Here is a 17,698-nt window from a genome sequence, read left to right as displayed (position 1 = left end):
CTGCCGCGGCGGCCCCCGCCCCTCCCCCCCCCCGCCGCGCGCCCCCCCCCCCCCCCCCCCCCCCCCCCGGCCGCCCACCTCTTGATATGTGCGGCAGCTTATATTCCGCGACACTCTTAGGTAAGCCTTGCTTAAGCTGCTTGGAGCAGATACCTTCGCACACCGGAGACTTCACCACCTGCTTCACCACCGTTGCGAAGAAGGGAATGCCTGGTGAAAAACGTTCTATGCGAACGTCATACACCCGACGCCGCCACCGGCGAGATCGAACGCAGGACGCTGCCCGCGGCCGCCGCCGAGGCCGTCCGCGCCACGGCCGCGGCCGTCACCGCCACGATGGAACGTTTACCGGGATGGTCCACCCGTGACGCCGCCGCACTCACCGACGCGCGACTGATCGATCTGATCGACGCTCGCGCCGCGGGCCTGCCCGCCGCCGTGCACCGCGCGGTGCGCCCGCCGGCCACCTCCGCCGGAGCCGTGATCGTCTCCGGATTGCCGCTGCACGACGGCGAATTGGGCCCCACGCCCCGGGATTGGCGTCAGGCGACGGCATGGAGCGGCGATGCCGAGCGCCGGCATGCCTCCTTCGAACTGGATCTGTCGATGCTGCTGCTGGCCCGCTGCGCGGGTGAACCGTTCGGCTGGGAGGGGCAGCAGGACGGCCGACTGGTCAACAACATCGTGCCCTCGCCCGGCCACGAGCATGAGCAGTCCGGCGCGAGCAGCACGACCCTGCTCAGCCCGCATACCGAGGACGCCTTCCATCCGCGGCGGGCACATCTGCTCATGCTCGGCTGCCTGCGCAATCCCGATCTGGTCGGCACCACCATCTCCTCGGTGCGTCAGGTCGACCTGGACGAGCGGCAGCGGCTCCGTCTGCGGGAGCCGCTGCTGCCGATCCTGCCGGATGTCTCCTACGGCACCGGCTTTCACCGGCATCCGATCAGTCCCGTGGCCACCATCGGCGGCGCGGACGACGAGCCCACCCTGCGCTACGACCCCGCCTACACCCCGCTCGGCGACGCCGACGACGAATTCCGTTCCGCCTACACGCATCTGGGCGCCGAATTGGAGCGGGTCTGTCGCACAGCGGTGCTGCGACCGGGCGAGCTGCTGCTGGTGGACAACGATGTCGTGGTGCACGGCCGAGTACCGTTCACACCACGCTACGACGGGACCGATCGCTGGCTCAAACGGGTCAACATCCGACTACCCCGCCCCCGCATTCCCGCCGAATCCGGCGAAAGTGGTTACGGGCAGCGGACGGTCACGCCGTTCGGATCCCAGATGAACGAGGAAAACCGTGAGTTCCAAGCCCACCCCGCTGCGCATTCTGAGCCGCAGCGATCTAGCCGACGTTCCGATCACTCCGGGTGAGGTGGTGCGTGCCGTCGAAGAGGCGTACCTGGCCCTCGCGGCCGGCGAGTCGGACAATCCGCGCAAGCTCAGCGTCGCCCATCCCGACGGCTGGTCGGTGGCCTACGCCATGCTCGGCCGTGACGGCCGCCGCCGCGTGGTCGCGATGAAGACCTCCTACAAGTTCGACCCGAGTCACGACCGCAGCACCAAGCGGTACTACACCACCATCACGCTCTACGACGATGCCACCGGCATGCCGATCGCGATGATGGACTGCGCCCGCGTCGGCGCCGTACGCACCCCGGCGGCGTCGGCGCTGCTGGTGCGCGAGACGATGCGCGCCGACGCGCGCAGCGTCCTGCTCATCGGCACCGGCACCCAGGGCCGAAATGCCCTGCCGCACTTGCTCGCCGCGAATCCGCAGCTGGACCGGCTGATGGTGTACGGCACGCACGAGGAGGGCCTGCGCGCCGTCCACGATCAGCTCGCCGCCTACCGGCCGACGCTCGAGCTGCGCACCGTCACCGATCCGCGCGCCGCCGCGCGCGAGGCCGATGTCGTGCTCGCGACCGCCGGACCCGGCACCGAGGTCGCGCTCGAATCCGCCGATCTGGCACCGGGTTCGGTGGCCGTGCTGGTCGGCTACGGCCTGGCGCCCTCGGCGCTGCACGACGCCGACCGCGTGATCGCCACCAGCGCCGAGCAGATGGCGCTCACCGGCACCGATATGGCCGGACCCGAGGGCACGCTGCGCGCGGTCGACGCCGAATTGCCGCAGATCCTCGCCCGGCGCGCCGTCGGGCGGCGCAGCGCCGAGGAACGCGTCTTCGTCTACAACAGCGGCCTGGTGCTCACCGATATCGCGGTGGCGCATGCGCTGGCCGATAAGGCCGTTTCCGAGGGTCGGGGCACGGAGGTTCGCCTGTGGGATTGAGCGGTGCCGAATCGGCGATCACCGCGGCACCCATGCCCGCGCATCGCGACGGCTGGGAGCGGCGGCTGCTGGACGATCCGAATCTGCTGAGCGACATCGCCTTTGCGGTCGGTGGCCCGTTCCATGTGATGTACCCCGCCCGCGTAGGGCAGAACATCCGGGAATTCCGCGCGGTCTTCGCGCGGGCCGGGGTCGAGGGCGCGGTCTTCTACGGCAAGAAGGCGAACAAGGCGGCGTGTGTGGTGCGCGCCTGCGCGGAACACGGCGCGGGCGTGGACGTCGCCAGCACGGCGGAGTTGAGTTCGGCTCTCGCACATGGCATTCGCGGCGACGAGATCATGGTGACCGGGCCCTCGAAATGCGATGAGCTGCTGTGGCTCTCGGCGCGGCACGGCGCGTTGATCGCGATCGACGAGCTCGGTGAGCTGGCACGCCTCGTCGCGCTGGGTCTTCCGGCGCGGGTGCTGTTGCGGGTACTGCCGCCGGGCTCGTCGAGCCGCTTCGGCCTGAGCGACGCCGAGCTCGCGACGGCGTTGACCGACACGCCGCTCGGTTCGGTGCGCCTCGAGGGCTTCAGCTTCCATTTGTCCGGTTACGATCCCATGGCCCGGGCCGAGCTGGCGGCGGCGCTGGTGGAGCGCTGCCGCGCCGCCCGGGCACTAGGACATCCGGTGTTCACCCTGTCCATCGGCGGCGGCTTCGCCGTCGACTACGTCCCGGCCGAGAATTGGCGGGCCTTCGCCGAGAACGCCGGGCAGGACTGGTTTCACGCCGATAAGCGATTCGACGACTACTACCCGTATCACTGCGCCACACCCGGTCCCGCCATGCTGGCCGCGATCCTGGCGCACGGCGATCTGGCGACCCTGCTGCGCGATAACGCGATCCGGCTGGCGATCGAGCCCGGCCGCGCCCTGCTGGACCGCGCGGGCAGCACCGTCTTCCGCGTCCAGGGCGCGAAAGACCGTGCGGCCCGCGGATATCCGTATCTGCTGCTGACCGTCGACGGCACCAGCCTGAGTCTGTCGGAACAGTGGTTCGACAGCGAATACCTGCCCGATCCGGTGCTCTGGCCGGTCCGCCCCGGCGATCCGACCCCCGCCAGCGTCGGCGCGGCCACCTGCCTGGAATCGGACATGCTCAGCTGGCGGCGTATCCCGCTGCCCCGCCCGGCCGAGATCGGCGATCTGCTCGTCTATCCGAATACCGCCGGCTACCAGATGGATTCCAACGAATCCGCCTTCCACCAGCTGCCGATCCCGCCCAAGGTGGTGCTGCACGACGCACCCGGGGAACGGTTCCGCTGGACGTTCGACGCCGGATAACCCGCCCACACCCAGCCCACCCGAGGAGATACGCATGCCGCTCGTCACCCGCGTGACGGACCTGATCGGCAACACCCCGCTGTTCGAGCTCGCGGCCACCGCGACGGGCACGCGATTGCTGCTCAAGCTCGAACAGTTCAATCCGACCGGCGCCGCCAAGATCCGGATGGCGCGGGAAATGGTGCTCGACGCGGAGCGTCGAGGTTTGCTGAACGTTGGCGGGCATATTATCGAGTCCACATCCGGGAATACCGGACTGGGCCTGGCGGTGGTGGCGGCCGAACGCGGGTATCGCTTCACCGCGGTGGTCGACCACCACGCCTGCAAGGACAAGCTGCGCGCGATGAAAGCCATGGGAGCCGAATTGGTCTACGTCGCCGACACCGACGACGACAGCCTGGCCACCTCGGCCCGCGAGGATCTCGCCGAGGCGATGGCCGCGGCCCGCCCCGACGCCTACTTCACCGAACAGCACAACAACGACGCCAACGCGCTCGGCTACTACGCCGTCGCCGAGGAATTGCTGGAAGATCTCGGCCGGGTCGATATCCTGCTCTCTGCCGTCGGCACGGGCGGTTCGCTGTTCGGCACCGCCCGCCGATTGCGCGAACTGGGCTGTATGCCACGGGTGATCGGCGTGGAGCCGGTCGGCTCGATCGCCTTCGGCGGCGAGGGCGGACCGTACTGGCAGTCCGGGACCGGCACGCCGCCGGGCGCCACGGTCGGCACGGCCGTGGACTACTCGCTGCTGGACGAGGGCGTGAAGGTGACCGATGTGGCCGCCTTCGCCACCGCCCGCGCGGTCGCCCGGCGCAACGGCCTGCTGCTGGGCGGTTCCGCGGGCGGATCGGTGCACGCCGCGCTCATCCGGCTCGAGGAGTTTCCGCCGGGCTCCACGATCGTCACGATCGTGTGCGACGGCGGCGAGAAGTACTTGGATACCGTGTTCGACGACGACTGGATGGCCGAGCGCGCACTGCTCGACGAATCCACCGAACGCGAGGTGCTGGATTTGCTGGACCGTTACGCCCCGACGCGGCGAGACCTGGTGGGGGTGTCGTGACGCTCATCCGTTCCGACGCGAGACAGCTCACGACGCTGGCGACGCCGATCGCGATGACGCAGTTGGCGCAGGTCGCCGTGTCGACGACCAATATCGCGCTGATGGGCTCGCTGGGGATCAGTCAGGTGGCCGCGGGCGGTCTGGCGCTGACGCTGTTCAACCAGATCCGCACCATGTGCGCCGGGCTGATCACCGCGACCGGCAATCAGGTCGCGACCGTGGTCAGCCGCGCCGAGCGACGGAACACCGATCCGGACAACGAGATTCGTGATGTGGTCCGGTCCAGCTTCCTCATCGCGACCGTCGCGGGTCTGCTCGGCGGGCTGGTACTGATCGGATTGGGCTGGGCGCTGCAGTGGCTCGGCCAGGACGCGACGGTGCTGTCCGAGGCGCGACCCATGCTGGTGGCGCTCGCGCCCGGTCTGCTGCCGTGCCTGTGGTTCCAGGTGCTGCGGCAATACACCGTCGGCATGCAGCGGCCCCAGGCACTGCTGCTGGTGACACTGGGTTCGGTGGCGCTGAATCTCGTTCTGGCCCTGGGCTTCATGCGCGGCTGGGCCGGACTGCCCGCGCTCGGACTGACCGGTATCGGCATCGCGACCTCACTGGTCTTCCTGATCACCTTCGCGGTGCTGTGGGCCATGGTGCGCCGCGACGGGAAACTCGGTGTGACGCTGTCGATCCGGATGTGGCCGGTGCACGGCCGCACGATCCTGGCCGAACTGCGGCTCGGCACGCCGATCGCGCTGACCTACGGATCCGAGGCGGGCATGTTCTCGGTGCTGGCGCTGGTGATGGGCACCTTCGGCCCGGCCGCGCTGGCCGCGCACAATGTCGTCTATCAATTGGTCTACATCGTGTTCCAGGTGGCGGTCGGCCTGTCGCACGGGACATCGATCCTGGTCAGCAAGGCCGTGGCGCGCGATGAGTTCGACCATGCCCACGGCCTGGCATGGCTGGCACTGCGGCATGCCGCCGTCGTCGCGGCGCTGGTGGGCGTGGCCTATATCGCGGTGCCGGATCTGGTGCTGCGGCTGGGCGATATCAGCGGTCACGACGATCAGACCATCCAGCTGGCCCACACCCTGCTGCTGATCGCGATCGTGCTGCAGTTCTTCGATGCCGCGCAGAACATCGGCGCCGGACTGCTGCGCGGGGTCACCGACACCCAGGCCGGATTCCGGCTGTCGCTGGTCGGCTATTGGATTGTGGGATTGCCCACAGCGCTGCTGCTGGCCTTCCCGCTGGGGCTGGGCGCGGCGGGCGTGTGGTGGGGTCTGACGGCCGGGCTCGCGGTGACTGCCGGACTGATGCTGCGCCGGTACTTCCTGCGGCTCGCGCAGCGCCAGCAGGCCGAGCGGCGTGTGCTGGCCGATAGCTTGCCGGCGCCGAGCTGACACAGAATTCTCACCCTGACGTAAGCATGCCGTCACCGTGCACGGGGAACTTGGACTATAGGGCTTCGCTAAGCTGGCGCTGGAGCCTGAAGCCAATGGCGAGCAAACTCGCCGGGAGGAAGTCCGGTGCACATCACCAGAGTCGCGGAGTATCCGAGACCGGACCACGTTCTGTTCCACTTGAGCGATACGCATCTGATCGCGGGCGACGACAAGCTCTACGGCACGGTGGACGCGCAGCGACGCCTGCGGCAGCTGCTCGCCCAGGCCGAGGCCAGTCGCATCACCCCGACCGCGATCGTGTTCACCGGTGATCTCACCGATCACGGTGAGCCCGACGCGTACGGCGCGCTGCGGGCGATTGTCGAACCGTTCGCGCGGCGCCTCGACGCGCCGGTGGTATGGGTGACCGGTAATCACGACAGCCGGGCCGCGCTGCGCGAACATCTGCTCGACGAGGAGGGGTCCACCGAACCGCTGGACCGCGTGCACATCTTCGACGGCCTGCGCATCGTGGTACTCGACACGACCGTTCCCGGACACCACTACGGCGAGATCTCCGAGGCCCAATTGGATTGGCTGCGTTCGGTATTGGCCGAGCCCGCGCCGTTCGGCACAATCCTGGCCATGCACCATCCGCCGGTGCCGTGCATCCAGGATCTCGCGGTCACCGTCGAACTGCGCGATCAGCGCCGGCTCGCCGACGTCCTGGACGGCACCGACGTGCGCAGCATCCTCGCCGGCCATCTGCACTTCTCGACCACCGCCACCTTCGCCGGAATTCCGGTCTCGGTGGCCTCCTCGGCCTGCTACAGCCAGGATCTCGCGGTCGCCGACGGCGGCCAGCGCGGCCGCGACGGCGCCCAGAGCTTCAACTACGTGCACGTCTATCCCGATACCGTGGTCCACTCGGTCGTGCCGATCGATCGGGGTCCGACCGTCGGCAACCCAGCCACGCCCGAGGAGGCGAGCGAGCGGCTGGAGCGCGAGGGCATCGTCATCATGCCCGCGGGGCGTATCCCGCGCGGGCTCGAACGTCGCAGCCCCGCAACGGAATCCGACGGCGAGGCGGTCTGCTGAATCAGGCCGCGCCGGGTTCCAGGGCGGCTAACGGATCCTCGTCGGCCACCCGCTCCCAGGGCGCGGCGTCGGGGAAGTAGCCCTCCAGGAACTCCGATACCACCCGGGCGCGCTCGGCCTCCGCGATCTCCGGGAAACTGCCGTCGTTGAGGCAGAAGAAATCCACATCGCGGTGCTGGGCCAGGCCGCCGAGCATGGCCACGCCGGTGTGGCTGGTGGTATCCACGTAGCGCATCCGCGCCGACTCCTGCGGTACGGCCCGTCCGGTCAGCAGCGCGTAGTAGTGGTACAGCGAGTTGGTGACCGAGATATCGGTGGCCGCGCGGAAGCGACTGGCCCGGGTGCGGGCGAAGTCCTCGGCGAATTCCGCCTCCATCTCCAGCAATACGCTGCGCCGCAACGGAACCGGCGTGTGCTCGAGATGCCGCGTGATCACCTGTCCGAACCGCCGCTGCAGCAGCTGCCGATTCCGCCGCGCCGCGTTCTCGAATCCGCTGCGCCGCTCGTTGTTGGCGCCGGGACCGATCCGCGTGCCCGCCTCGATGTACCGGCTGACCCCGGCCGGGGTGAAGAACATCGACGGGCGCACCGGCCGGGCGAAGAACATATCGTCGTTGGAGTAGAGGAAGTGCTCGGACAGCCCGTCGATATGCTGCAACTGACATTCCACCGCATGCGAATTGAACACCGGCAGCCCGGACAGATCCGAGAAGTGGTCCACCGCACGGACGATGGTGACCCGGGGATCGGCGGCCAGCCAGTCGGGCACCCGGGAGTCGGTGGCGATGAAGATGCGCCGGATCCACGGCGCGTTCTTGTGCACCGAGCGCAGCGCGTACTTCAGCTCGTCGATCTGGCGGATCCGCGCATCGGCGTCGTCGCCCTCGCCGACCACCACCTGGGCGAGCATTCCCGCACGGCGAGCACGGAATTCGGGATCGGCGCCGTCGACCCAGGAGAACACGATATCGATATCGAAGCCGACATCGGTGGGCTGCGGGGCGAACATGCCGTCGAGGGTGGGCCAGCTGGTGTCGAACAGCAGCACGGTGGTCTGTTCCACATCCGCCACATCGAAGACGTTGCGGGTCAGGGCGTTCGGACGCGGGCATTCGACGGTGTCGCCGTGGTGATCCCACAGCTCGATCTCCACCTGATGCGCCGGATCGAGGTCGCGACCGAGCCGGAACACGTTGTGGCGCACCTCGTTACAGGCGAATCCGGCGATCACCGCCGCGCCCAGCACCCGGCGCAGCGCGGGCCGATGCGCCGAATCCACCGCCAGGACCAGCCGATGATCCGAATCGCGCACCAACAGGAACGCGACATCGGCGGCCGTCAGCTCCGCACGCAGATATCGCAGATCGTCGACCACCGCGGCCGACACCGCCAGGTTGGCCACCACCGCGTCGAATTTCGTCATCACCGCTCCTGAGTCATAAATCACCATGTGGAAGACACACACACATCCGCACACCCCCCGCCCGGAGGGGGCAAGGGGGTTCACACACCGATTCAGCGCGCTGGTCGAAGCCGCGCGGTGAGACTGTTCGGGAATGCTGCCCACAGACGATGCCGATAAGACCGGGATCCCATTGCCTCTCACCTCACTCGCGGCTGGACGCGCGAACGCGTCGTGCTGGATGCTGCTGCGTTGTCTCCACCTGGAAGCGGTGGACGACTGCGCTTCACCGGACGGTCATCGGCCGGTTACTCGCATGTCCCCGTATGGACGGGGAACTGTTACGAATGATGCAACCGCCGGTACCTGTTCGTCAATCCAAACCGTCGCAGGTCTCGGCCAGTTTTCCTATCCGTAACCGGAACATGCCGATCCGTCGGTTATGACAGGTGGCGGCACACCTCGACCAGCATACAGGTTAGGGTAGGCTTACTCGCACGGCACGGCATCGCGTAGCCAAACGTTTGCGAGTAAGTCGATTCACCGATGACGCAGGAGATGGTTGTGCGAGTTGTGATTCTGTTCGGGACGGAGATGGGCACCGCGGAACGGGCCGCGGACGCGATCGCGGATGTGCTGGCGACCACACACGATGTCGCGATCTACGATATGGCCGATTTCGACGCCGACGACCTCGAGCGGGACGATTTCCACGTGCTCGTCTGCTCGACCTACGGCTCGGGCGACCTGCCGACCACCGCCGAACCGTTCTTCGATCAGCTCGATGACCGCCTCCCCGACCTCACCGGCCTGCGCTTCGCGGTCTTCGGCCTCGGCGACACGGTCTACGACACCACCTTCAACCGCGGCGGCGAGATCTGCGCGGAGAAGTTCGCCGCCCTGGGCGCGGCGCAGGTGGGCGAGCACGGCCGCCACGACGCCTCCGGCACCGTCCGGCCGCAGGATCAGGCGCGCGAGTGGGCGACCCGGCTCGCCATCCCCGACCTGGCCAAAGCCTGAGTTAGGCGCACCTTACGGGATCGGGCCTGCGGCACAACGGTTTACACTGCTAGCCATGCACGGTCCAGCCCGCCGTGCGAGCCGACCGTGAGGTGACGAGAGATGGTAGCCGGAGCCCGGGAACGTCAAGAGTCCTCGACCGAACAGTCCGAACATCCCGAACTGGACGTTCTGCCGGAGTGGCCGCTGGACACGATCGCGGTGCTGGTGACCACCGACCCGGCGCCGCACGCGATTCCGGTGTCCTGGCCGGTGCGCGCGGGCGATCGCCGAATCCTGTTGAGTCTCAAATCCGATCGCGGCTCGCTGGCCCGGCTGCGCGAGCGGCCCGAGGTGGCGCTGTTGATCCTCGGCGGCGGCAATGTGGCCCTGTGCGCCCGCGGCCGGGCGCGAGTGATAGCCGATCCGTTGCCGGGTGCCGACGACTATGTCGGTATCGCCCTCGATGTCGACGTGATCGACGATCATCGCCAGTCCGCCTTCGCCGTCGCGGGCGGTATCCAGCGCACGGTGCTCGACGATTCCGAACTGCGCTATCTGGAATCGCGTGTCGCGACCCTGCGTCGCCTGGCCGAGAACCAGAATTGATCCCATGATCGCAGCTTTCTCCGTCAGCCCCCTCGGCACCGGCGAGGACGTCGGCCGTGCCGTCGCCGAGGCCGTGCGTATCGTGCGCGCCAGCGGCCTGCCCAACGAGACCAATGCCATGTTCACCACGCTCGAGGGCGAATGGGATGAGGTGATGGCCGTGATCAAGCAGGCCACCGAGGCCGTCCTGGCCGCCGCGCCCCGCGCCAGTCTGGTGATCAAGGCCGATATCCGCCCGGGCGTCACCGATGCGATCACCGCGAAAGTGGCCAGCGTGGAACGGTATCTGGCCGAAGGCTGACGCTCAGCCGAACAGTGGCCCGATATTGACGAACAAAGGCTATCTGGCCACTCGTCCAACACTTTTCGGTGCGGCATCGTTTTTCCATGACCGAAACCCATTGGCCGATCGTGGAATTGCGTCAGTACATGCTGCGTCCCGGGCGGCGGGACAGGCTGATCGATCTGTTCGACAGGGAACTCGTGGAGACCCAGGAGGCCGCCGGCATGCGGATCGTCGGCCAATTCCGGGACGAGGACGATCCCGATCGGTTCGTCTGGGTGCGCGCCTTCCAGGATATGACCGCCCGCCGCGCGGCCCTGACCGCCTTCTACTACGAGGGCGAGACCTGGCGCACCTACGCCCCGGCGGCGCGGGAGACCATGGTGGATACGACGAATGCCCTACTGCTGCAACCAGTCTGGTCGATAGGCGATCTCGGCGCGCAGTTCGTCCGCCCCGGGCGGTGCGCGGTCGACCTGCCCGATTCGCGCGTGCTGGTCACGATCCACTACCCCGCCGTGACGATGGCCGAGTTCACCGAATTCTTCGCCATCCGAATGTGTCCGGTCATCTCCGACACCGGGGCCGAGGTGCTCGCCTGCTACGAAACCGACCCCTCCCATAACGATTTCCCCGCGCTGCCGCTCCGCCGCGAACGGGTCTTCGTGTGGTTCTCCCGCTTCGACACGACCGAGGATCTCGACGATCACCTCGCGGCCATGTCCCGCTGCCCCACCTGGACCGAACACGTCGAGCCCGCGCTGTCGAAACGCCTTGCCGTGCCGAGCGAACGCCTGCGCCTGGCCCCGACCGCTCGCTCGCTGTTGCACTGAAGCGCCGCGCGAAACCCCGATCCGCTACGGGATGAGACGCGGATCATCGGACAGCAACCCGCGCAACAGGATCCATAACTGCGTGGTGAGCACACCCTCGAAGTCCAGTCGCAGCTCCGCCAGTTCCGGATGCCGGTCGTAGGCGGTGAGCATGGCCGAGGACGGATGGGCGTGGCTCCACAACGCGCCGATCGACATCAGTGTCACCGCGACGAATGTGAACGCCCGCTCCCCCGTGAGCTCGGGAACGAGCCGGATGATCATGGCCCGCAGTTCCATCGCGTTGGCGTAGGCGGTGCGCTTGAAGCGCGCGGCGACGTCGGGGGAGATATTGCGCTCCAGGACACCGGCCTGCGCACTGAGCAGATCACACAGCACCGGCTCGGCCGCGAGGGTGGACACCAGGACGGTCACCAGCCGCGAACTCCGCTCGCGCAGCTCACCATCGGTATCGCTCAGCCGCGGGCCCAGCTCGGCGAGCCAGTCGCGGGAGGCCTGATCCAGCAGCTCGAGCAGGACGGCCTCGAGTGATTCGAAGTAGCGCAGCACATTCGACTTCGCCAGTCCGACCCGGCGGGCCAGCTCGTTCAGCCCGACCTCGGCCACGGGCATCTCCGCCGACATCGCCGCCGCAGTGGCCAGGATCGCCAGACGGCGTTGTTCGCGCTGCTCCTCGTTGCGCGCGCGCTGGAATTCGACCATGCCGCCATTGTTTCAGACCGTCGGTCTGTTGACAAAAGACCGACGGTCTCTTACTGTTCGAAGCATCAAAAGACCGACGGTCTCTTAAACGTCAAGGAGTGTTCGATATGTACAACGTCCCTGATCAGACCGGTAAAACCTTCGTCATCACCGGCGCCAACAGCGGTACAGGCAAGGAGGCCGCGGCGCGGCTCGCCGGGGCCGGCGCGCAGGTGATCATGGCGGTGCGCACGCCGGAGAAGGGCGAGCGGGCCAAGGCCGAGATCCTCGCGGACCATCCGGCCGCCGAACTGGAGGTCCGCCGCATCGATCTGGCCGATCTCGATTCGGTGCGCCGATTCGCCGATGAGCTGATCGCCTCGGGGCAGCGGGTCGATGTGCTGGTCAACAATGCCGGCGTGATGGCCCCGCCCACCCGGCACACCACGGCCGAGGGCTTCGAGCTCCAGTTCGGTAGCAACTATCTCGGCCCGTTCGCGCTGACGATGCTGCTACTGCCGACTCTGCTGCGCGCCGACCGACCCCGAGTGACGACGATGTCGAGCGGCACGGCATGGTTCGGCCACATCCGGCTCGACGATCCGCAATGGGAACGGCGCCGCTACAGCCCGGCACTCACCTATGCGCAGTCCAAACTCGCGGATCTGATGCTGTCGGTGAGCCTTTCGCGCGTCGCCGAGGAGCGGGGCTGGGCGCTGTCGAGCACCGCCGCGCATCCGGGCTATACCCACACCAATCTGCAGACCGCGGGCGCGAGCCTCGGCCGCGAGACTCCCGGGCGATCGATCCTGAGCCGGATCGACTTCCTGCCGAGTCAGCAGGTGCGCCAGGGCGCGGAGCCGTTACTGTTCGCCGCCGCCGATCCCGCCGCGCGCTCGGGCGAATACTACGGCCCCAGTGGGCGATTCGGCCTCGTCGGGCCCACCGGCACGGCCCGGATTCCGCGGCGCGCGAACAATGCGGAACTGGGGCGGCGGCTGTGGGCCGAGGCCGAGCGCCTGACCGGCACCCGGCTGCCCGCCTGAGGGCGCGGATTCAGCGCGGCCAGAACGCTTTCCAGTCGGCGGGTGCGAGCGATCGGCGCTCGCCCCGCTCCGCCGCGGCCCGATCCTCGGCCGCGCGAACGGCTCCGGCGAATTCGAGGGTGGCCTTGCGCAGGCGCTCCTCGGCGCTGTCGGGCCCATCGAGGTGGACGATGCGCAGATCCTCGGGGATCAGATCATCCGGCAGGCCCGCCAGGCGGCTCCGGGAAAGCACCTTCTCCGCCAGCGCCAGGGCGGGCTGGGCCATCGCGATACCGTCGAGGCAGGAGCGGCGCGACTTCTCCGTGGATTTGCGTTCCTCCCAGACCTTTTCCTGTGCGGCGATCTTCTCCTCGAGGCTGGCCTCGGGATCGATCGGCGTCTCGCGCAGATGTGGGCTGCGGTGCGCCAGCTTGGCCACCAGCGCGGCGGCGACATCGTCGATGGTGAATTCGCCCGCGGCCTCGGCGATTCGGGAGTGGAACAGCACCTGCAGCAGCAGATCGCCCAGCTCCTCCCGGATGGTCTCGGGATCGCCGTGCTGGATGGCGTCGAGCAGCTCGTAGGTCTCCTCCAGCAGATACGGCCGCAGCGAATCATGGGTCTGGGCGGTCTCCCAGCCGCCGAAAACCCAGAGCTTGTCCATGATCTCGACGGCCTCGGTGAGGCTGTGTTCGGTCATCGCGCGGCCGACACCTCGGTCGCGACCCGCAGATCCACTGTGCCCTGGGGCTTTCCGTCCAGGGCCAGCAGCAGATCGGCGACGAATTGCAGCAGCCGCACATCGCGGATCCGCTCGGCGCCCACGCTGTCCTCCACCCGCGGCAGCGGCAGTTGCACGATGCCCGTGGTCGGGCGATAGGTCGCGGCCGGGTACAACCGCTTGAGCCGCATCTGTTTCGAATCCGGCAGCTGGATCGGCGAGACCTTCAGCGAGGTGCCCGTCACACCCGCCTCGGCGATGCCGTATTCGCGGCACAGCAACCGCAGCCTGGCCACCGACACCAGCCGCCCGACCTCCACCGGCAGCGGGCCGTAGCGGTCGACGAGCTCCTCCACCACCGCGGCCAGCGCCGAATCGTCCTGCGCCGCGGCCAGTTTCCGATAGCCCTCCAGGCGCAGCCGGTCGCTGGCGATGTAGTCCGGCGGGATATGCGCGTCCACCGGCAGGTCGATGCGCACCTCCTTGGTCTCCTCCTCGGTGCTGATCGGGCGGCCGTCGGCGGCGGCGCGATAGGCCTCCACCGCCTCGCCGACCAGTCGCACGTACAGATCGAAGCCGACCCCCGCCACATGTCCGGACTGTTCGGCGCCCAGAACGTTTCCGGCGCCGCGGATTTCGAGATCCTTCATGGCCACCGCCATACCCGCGCCCAGATCCGAGTTCTGCGAGATCGTCGCCAGCCGGTCGTAGGCCGTCTCGGTGAGCGGTTTCTCCGGCGGGTACAGGAAGTAGGCGTAGCCGCGCTCACGGCTGCGCCCGACCCGGCCGCGCAACTGATGCAGCTGCGAAAGGCCCAGGGCGTCGGCGCGTTCCACGATCAGGGTGTTGGCATTGGAGATGTCCAGGCCGGTCTCGATGATCGTGGTGCACACCAGCACGTCGAATTCGCGCTCCCAGAAACCCTGCACGGTCTTCTCGAGCAGATCCTCGTGCATCTGGCCGTGCGCGACCGCGACCCGCGCCTCGGGCACCAGCTCACGAATCCCCTTGGCCGACTTGTCGATCGAGGACACCCTGTTGTGCACGTAGAACACCTGGCCGTCGCGCAGCAGCTCGCGGCGGATGGCCGCGGCCACCTGCCTGTCGTTATAGCCGCCGACGTAGGTGAGCACCGGATGGCGCTCCTCGGGCGGGGTGAGGATGGTCGACATCTCGCGGATTCCGGCCAGGCTCATCTCCAGCGTGCGCGGGATCGGCGTGGCCGACATGGTCAGCACGTCGACATGCGTGCGCAGCGCCTTGATGTGCTCCTTGTGCTCGACGCCGAAGCGCTGCTCCTCGTCGATGATGACCAGGCCCAGATCCTTCCACCGCACGCCGGTCTGCAGCAGCCGGTGCGTGCCGACGACGACGTCCACATCGCCGGCGACCATGCCCTCCATGGTCTCTCGCGATTCGCCCGGATCGGTGAAGCGCGACAGGCCCCGCACGGTCACCGGGAATCCGGACATCCGTTCGGTGAAGGTCTGCAGATGCTGTTGCGCCAGCAGCGTGGTCGGCACCAGCACCGCCACCTGTTTGCCGTCCTGCACGGCCTTGAATGCCGCGCGCACCGCGATCTCGGTCTTGCCGTAGCCGACATCGCCGCAGATCACCCGGTCCATCGGGACGGTCTTCTCCATATCGGCCTTGACCTCGGAGATCGCGGTGAGCTGATCGATGGTCTCGGTGAACGCGAACGCGTCCTCCATCTCCTGCTGCCACGGCGTATCCGGTGCGAACGCATGCCCGGGCGCGGCCTGGCGCACCGCGTACAGCTGCACGAGTTCGGTCGCGATCTCGCGAACCGCCTTGCGCGCCTTACGCTTCGTATTCGACCAGTCCGAGCCGCCCAGTTTGGACAGGCTGGGCATCTCGCCGCCGACGTAGCGGGACAGCTGATCGAGCGAGTCCATCGGGACGAACAGCCGGTCGCCCGGCTGGCCGCGCTTCCCCGGCGCGTATTCGATGACCAGATACTCCCGGCGCGCCCCGCCCACAGTGCGCTCGATCATCTCCACGAAGCGGCCGATGCCGTGCTGATCGTGTACGACCATATCGCCGGCCGACAGGGCCAGCGGATCGACCTGATTGCGGCGGCGGGCGGCCAGTTTCTTGCCCTCGCCCGGGGCGGTGACCCGGTTGCCGGTCAGATCGGATTCGGCGATGACGACGAGTTTGGCGTCGTCGAACACGATGCCGTCGTGCAGCGAACCGCACAGCACCCCGACCAGGCCGCGCACCGGTTCGGCGCCCGGCTCCAGCGCGGCGGCGGGCACCTCGGCATCGCCGAGTCGCTCCAGAAAGCGTTGTGCCGTACCGTGTCCCGCGACCACGATGACCGCGCGGCCGCCGGTGGTCACATGGGCGCGCAGCGAGGCGAATACCGTCGCCACCAGCTCGTCCGAACCGCGGGCCGCGGGCGCGGCCAGCACCGGCAGCACCACCTCGGCCGGATCGTCGGCGGCCAGCGGGCTCAGCGTCCACCAGGGCAGGTCGTGTTCTTCTGCGCTGGAACGGATCTCGTCGAGGCCGCGATAGGACGAGGCGGCCAGGTCGAGACCGTGGGCGCCGAGCGGGGCGGCGGCGCCGAACGAGGCCGCCGTCCACGACGCCTCCAGGAACTCCTGACCCGTGCGCACCAGATCGGCTGCGCGCGTGCGGATCTTCTCCGGATCGCACAGCAGGATATGGGTGCCCTCGGGCAGTACATCGGTGAGCAGTTGCAACTGCCCCGGACGCAGCACGGGCAGCAGGGCCTCCATGCCCGCCACCGCGATGCCCTGCGCGACCTTCTCCAACATCTCGACCAATGCGGCGTCGACCGGATTCTCCTCGGCCACCTCCGCCGCCCGCAGCCGCAGCTCCTCGGTGAGCAGCAGCTCCCGGCAGGGTTGTGCGACAACGACATCCACCTCGACGTCGGACAGCGAGCGCTGATCGGCGACAGAGAAGGGGCGCAGCTCGGTGATCTCGTCGCCCCAGAACTCCACGCGCACCGGATGATCCGCGGTGGGCGGGAAGAGGTCGAGAATGCCGCCGCGCACGGCGAATTCGCCGCGCTTGCCGACCATGTCGACCCGTTCGTAGGCGAATTCGACCAGGCGCGCGATCAATTCGTCGAAATCGAGCTCGAGGCCGACCTTCAGCAGGACGGGCTCGATATCGCCGAGGCCGGACGCCATCGGCTGCATGAGCGAGCGCACCGTGGTGACCACGACACGCAGCGGCGCGGCGTGCACCGGATCGTCCGGATGGGCGAGCCGCCGCAGCACCCGCAACCGCCGCCCGACCGTATCGGCCCCCGGCGACAACCGCTCATGCGGCAACGTCTCCCAGGACGGGAACAACGCCACCCGATCACCGAGGATCTCGCCGAGCTCGACGGTCAGATCATCGGCCTCGCGCCCGGTCGCGGTCACCACGACCAGCGGCCGCTGCGCCGCGACCGTCGACGCCACGAACGGCCGCACCGCCGAGGGCGCGACCAACCGCGCCGAAGATCGACCGATCAGACCGGTGACCTGAGCCAACGCGGCATCGGCAGCGGCCACCGCGGCCAGCCCGGCAAGAGGTGGACGACGGCTGGGCATGAACAGACTCCTGGGCACGAATCGGAAAACCGATGACGCAGCGAGTCTAATCCGCCCTACCGACAAGCCGGTCAGCTGCCGTAGCGGTACAAGACTCTGGTGCCACCAACAAGGTTCGCGGCCGTCTCGTCGTTCACCAGTCGAAGCGCATACGCAAGGCCCCTGGGCCCCGGGGCCCGGTTCGCGGCCGTCTCGTCGTTCACCAGTCGAAGCGCATACTCGAGGACCCTGGGCCCCGGGGCCCGGTTCGCGGCCGTCTCGTCGTTCACCAGTCGAAGCGCATACTCGAGGACCCTGGCCCCGAGGCCCGGTTCGCGGCCGTGGCGGGGGGGGGGGGGGGGGGGGGCCGCCGCGCCGCGGGGGGGGGGGGGCGGGGGGGACGGGCGACACG

Annotated in this window: 15 protein-coding genes; 11 read left to right on the top strand and 4 right to left on the bottom strand. The window is 68.4% G+C overall.

All coding sequences use genetic code 11. The features are described 5' to 3' along the window. The first annotated feature begins 213 nt into the window (after nt 1-213). From ACIA76_RS37085 to ACIA76_RS37060, 6 genes are all read left to right on the top strand, one after another. Nucleotides 214-1,380 carry a TauD/TfdA family dioxygenase gene (locus ACIA76_RS37085; RefSeq protein ID WP_397159010.1) on the top strand — a complete coding sequence of 389 codons (1,167 nt, stop codon included), beginning with the start codon at nt 214-216 and terminating at the stop codon, nt 1,378-1,380. Next, nucleotides 1,334-2,296, top strand: a complete 963-nt coding sequence (locus tag ACIA76_RS37080; RefSeq protein WP_397159099.1) for an ornithine cyclodeaminase family protein — start codon at nt 1,334-1,336, stop codon at nt 2,294-2,296. The genes ACIA76_RS37085 and ACIA76_RS37080 overlap by 47 nt, the downstream gene beginning before the upstream one ends. Then, the gene (locus tag ACIA76_RS37075; protein ID WP_397159009.1) at nt 2,287-3,621 is read left to right on the top strand and encodes a Y4yA family PLP-dependent enzyme; all 1,335 of its coding nucleotides are present in this window, start codon (nt 2,287-2,289) and stop codon (nt 3,619-3,621) included. The genes ACIA76_RS37080 and ACIA76_RS37075 overlap by 10 nt, the downstream gene beginning before the upstream one ends. Before the next feature lie 34 nt (nt 3,622-3,655). Continuing rightward, a complete protein-coding gene (locus tag ACIA76_RS37070; RefSeq protein ID WP_397159007.1) occupies nt 3,656-4,684 on the top strand; it encodes a PLP-dependent cysteine synthase family protein in 1,029 nt (342 codons plus the stop codon). Nucleotides 4,685-4,737: 53 nt separating this feature from the next. Then, nucleotides 4,738-6,081, top strand: coding sequence for an MATE family efflux transporter (locus tag ACIA76_RS37065; protein ID WP_397159097.1), 1,344 nt, complete (start codon nt 4,738-4,740; stop codon nt 6,079-6,081). Nucleotides 6,082-6,207: 126 nt separating this feature from the next. Beyond that, nucleotides 6,208-7,161, top strand: coding sequence for a phosphodiesterase (locus ACIA76_RS37060; RefSeq protein WP_397159006.1), 954 nt, complete (start codon nt 6,208-6,210; stop codon nt 7,159-7,161). A 1-nt stretch (nt 7,162) separates the two neighbouring features. Here the strand turns inward: ACIA76_RS37060 and ACIA76_RS37055 are convergent, their stop codons facing one another. Further along, nucleotides 7,163-8,611, bottom strand: coding sequence for a stealth family protein (locus ACIA76_RS37055; RefSeq protein WP_397159004.1), 1,449 nt, complete (start codon nt 8,609-8,611; stop codon nt 7,163-7,165). 516 nt (nt 8,612-9,127) lie between these two features. Here ACIA76_RS37055 and ACIA76_RS37050 point away from each other — a divergent pair. The 4 genes from ACIA76_RS37050 to ACIA76_RS37035 all read left to right on the top strand — a co-directional run bounded on the left by ACIA76_RS37050 (nt 9,128) and on the right by ACIA76_RS37035 (nt 11,287). After that, the gene (locus ACIA76_RS37050; RefSeq protein WP_397159003.1) at nt 9,128-9,583 is read left to right on the top strand and encodes a flavodoxin domain-containing protein; all 456 of its coding nucleotides are present in this window, start codon (nt 9,128-9,130) and stop codon (nt 9,581-9,583) included. Between the two features lie 102 nt (nt 9,584-9,685). Further along, complete coding sequence (locus ACIA76_RS37045) at nt 9,686-10,171, top strand: hypothetical protein (protein WP_397159001.1); 486 nt, start codon at nt 9,686-9,688, stop codon at nt 10,169-10,171. 4 nt (nt 10,172-10,175) lie between these two features. Beyond that, a complete protein-coding gene (locus ACIA76_RS37040) occupies nt 10,176-10,472 on the top strand; it encodes an MTH1187 family thiamine-binding protein (protein WP_397158999.1) in 297 nt (98 codons plus the stop codon). Nucleotides 10,473-10,558: 86 nt separating this feature from the next. After that, the gene (locus ACIA76_RS37035; protein WP_397158997.1) at nt 10,559-11,287 is read left to right on the top strand and encodes an NIPSNAP family protein; all 729 of its coding nucleotides are present in this window, start codon (nt 10,559-10,561) and stop codon (nt 11,285-11,287) included. A gap of 24 nt (nt 11,288-11,311) precedes the next feature. Here the strand turns inward: ACIA76_RS37035 and ACIA76_RS37030 are convergent, their stop codons facing one another. Then, nucleotides 11,312-11,989 carry a TetR family transcriptional regulator gene (locus tag ACIA76_RS37030; RefSeq protein ID WP_397158996.1) on the bottom strand — a complete coding sequence of 226 codons (678 nt, stop codon included), beginning with the start codon at nt 11,987-11,989 and terminating at the stop codon, nt 11,312-11,314. Between the two features lie 107 nt (nt 11,990-12,096). Between ACIA76_RS37030 and ACIA76_RS37025 the strand changes: the two genes are divergently transcribed. After that, nucleotides 12,097-13,014, top strand: coding sequence for an SDR family oxidoreductase (locus ACIA76_RS37025; RefSeq protein ID WP_397158994.1), 918 nt, complete (start codon nt 12,097-12,099; stop codon nt 13,012-13,014). Nucleotides 13,015-13,024: 10 nt separating this feature from the next. Here ACIA76_RS37025 and ACIA76_RS37020 read toward each other — a convergent pair whose 3' ends face one another. Next, entirely contained in the window at nt 13,025-13,693 is a 669-nt protein-coding gene (locus tag ACIA76_RS37020) for a MazG family protein (protein ID WP_397158992.1), read from the bottom strand. Continuing rightward, nucleotides 13,690-17,307 carry a transcription-repair coupling factor gene (mfd, locus tag ACIA76_RS37015; protein WP_397158990.1) on the bottom strand — a complete coding sequence of 1,206 codons (3,618 nt, stop codon included), beginning with the start codon at nt 17,305-17,307 and terminating at the stop codon, nt 13,690-13,692. The genes ACIA76_RS37020 and mfd overlap by 4 nt, the downstream gene beginning before the upstream one ends. Nucleotides 17,308-17,698: the final 391 nt, after the last annotated feature.

The sequence above is a fragment of the Nocardia sp. NPDC051570 genome (genome assembly GCF_044454005.1).
GTDB lineage: Bacteria > Actinomycetota > Actinomycetes > Mycobacteriales > Mycobacteriaceae > Nocardia.
The sequence above is the reverse complement of the archived record's forward strand: the minus strand, read 5'-3'. Positions and strand labels throughout refer to the sequence as shown.

What these genes read in the sequence shown, in the direction of transcription:
- ACIA76_RS37070 (WP_397159007.1), top strand. Translation starts at nt 3,656, where the DNA reads ATGCCGCTCGTCACCCGCGTGACGGACCTGATCGGCAACACCCCGCTG.
- ACIA76_RS37065 (WP_397159097.1), top strand. Translation starts at nt 4,738, where the DNA reads ATGACGCAGTTGGCGCAGGTCGCCGTGTCGACGACCAATATCGCGCTG.
- ACIA76_RS37055 (WP_397159004.1), bottom strand. Translation starts at nt 8,611, where the DNA reads ATGGTGATTTATGACTCAGGAGCGGTGATGACGAAATTCGACGCGGTG.
- ACIA76_RS37045 (WP_397159001.1), top strand. Translation starts at nt 9,686, where the DNA reads ATGGTAGCCGGAGCCCGGGAACGTCAAGAGTCCTCGACCGAACAGTCC.
- ACIA76_RS37040 (WP_397158999.1), top strand. Translation starts at nt 10,176, where the DNA reads ATGATCGCAGCTTTCTCCGTCAGCCCCCTCGGCACCGGCGAGGACGTC.
- ACIA76_RS37035 (WP_397158997.1), top strand. Translation starts at nt 10,559, where the DNA reads ATGACCGAAACCCATTGGCCGATCGTGGAATTGCGTCAGTACATGCTG.
- ACIA76_RS37030 (WP_397158996.1), bottom strand. Translation starts at nt 11,989, where the DNA reads ATGGTCGAATTCCAGCGCGCGCGCAACGAGGAGCAGCGCGAACAACGC.
- ACIA76_RS37025 (WP_397158994.1), top strand. Translation starts at nt 12,097, where the DNA reads ATGTACAACGTCCCTGATCAGACCGGTAAAACCTTCGTCATCACCGGC.
- ACIA76_RS37020 (WP_397158992.1), bottom strand. Translation starts at nt 13,693, where the DNA reads ATGACCGAACACAGCCTCACCGAGGCCGTCGAGATCATGGACAAGCTC.
- mfd (WP_397158990.1), bottom strand. Translation starts at nt 17,307, where the DNA reads ATGCCCAGCCGTCGTCCACCTCTTGCCGGGCTGGCCGCGGTGGCCGCT.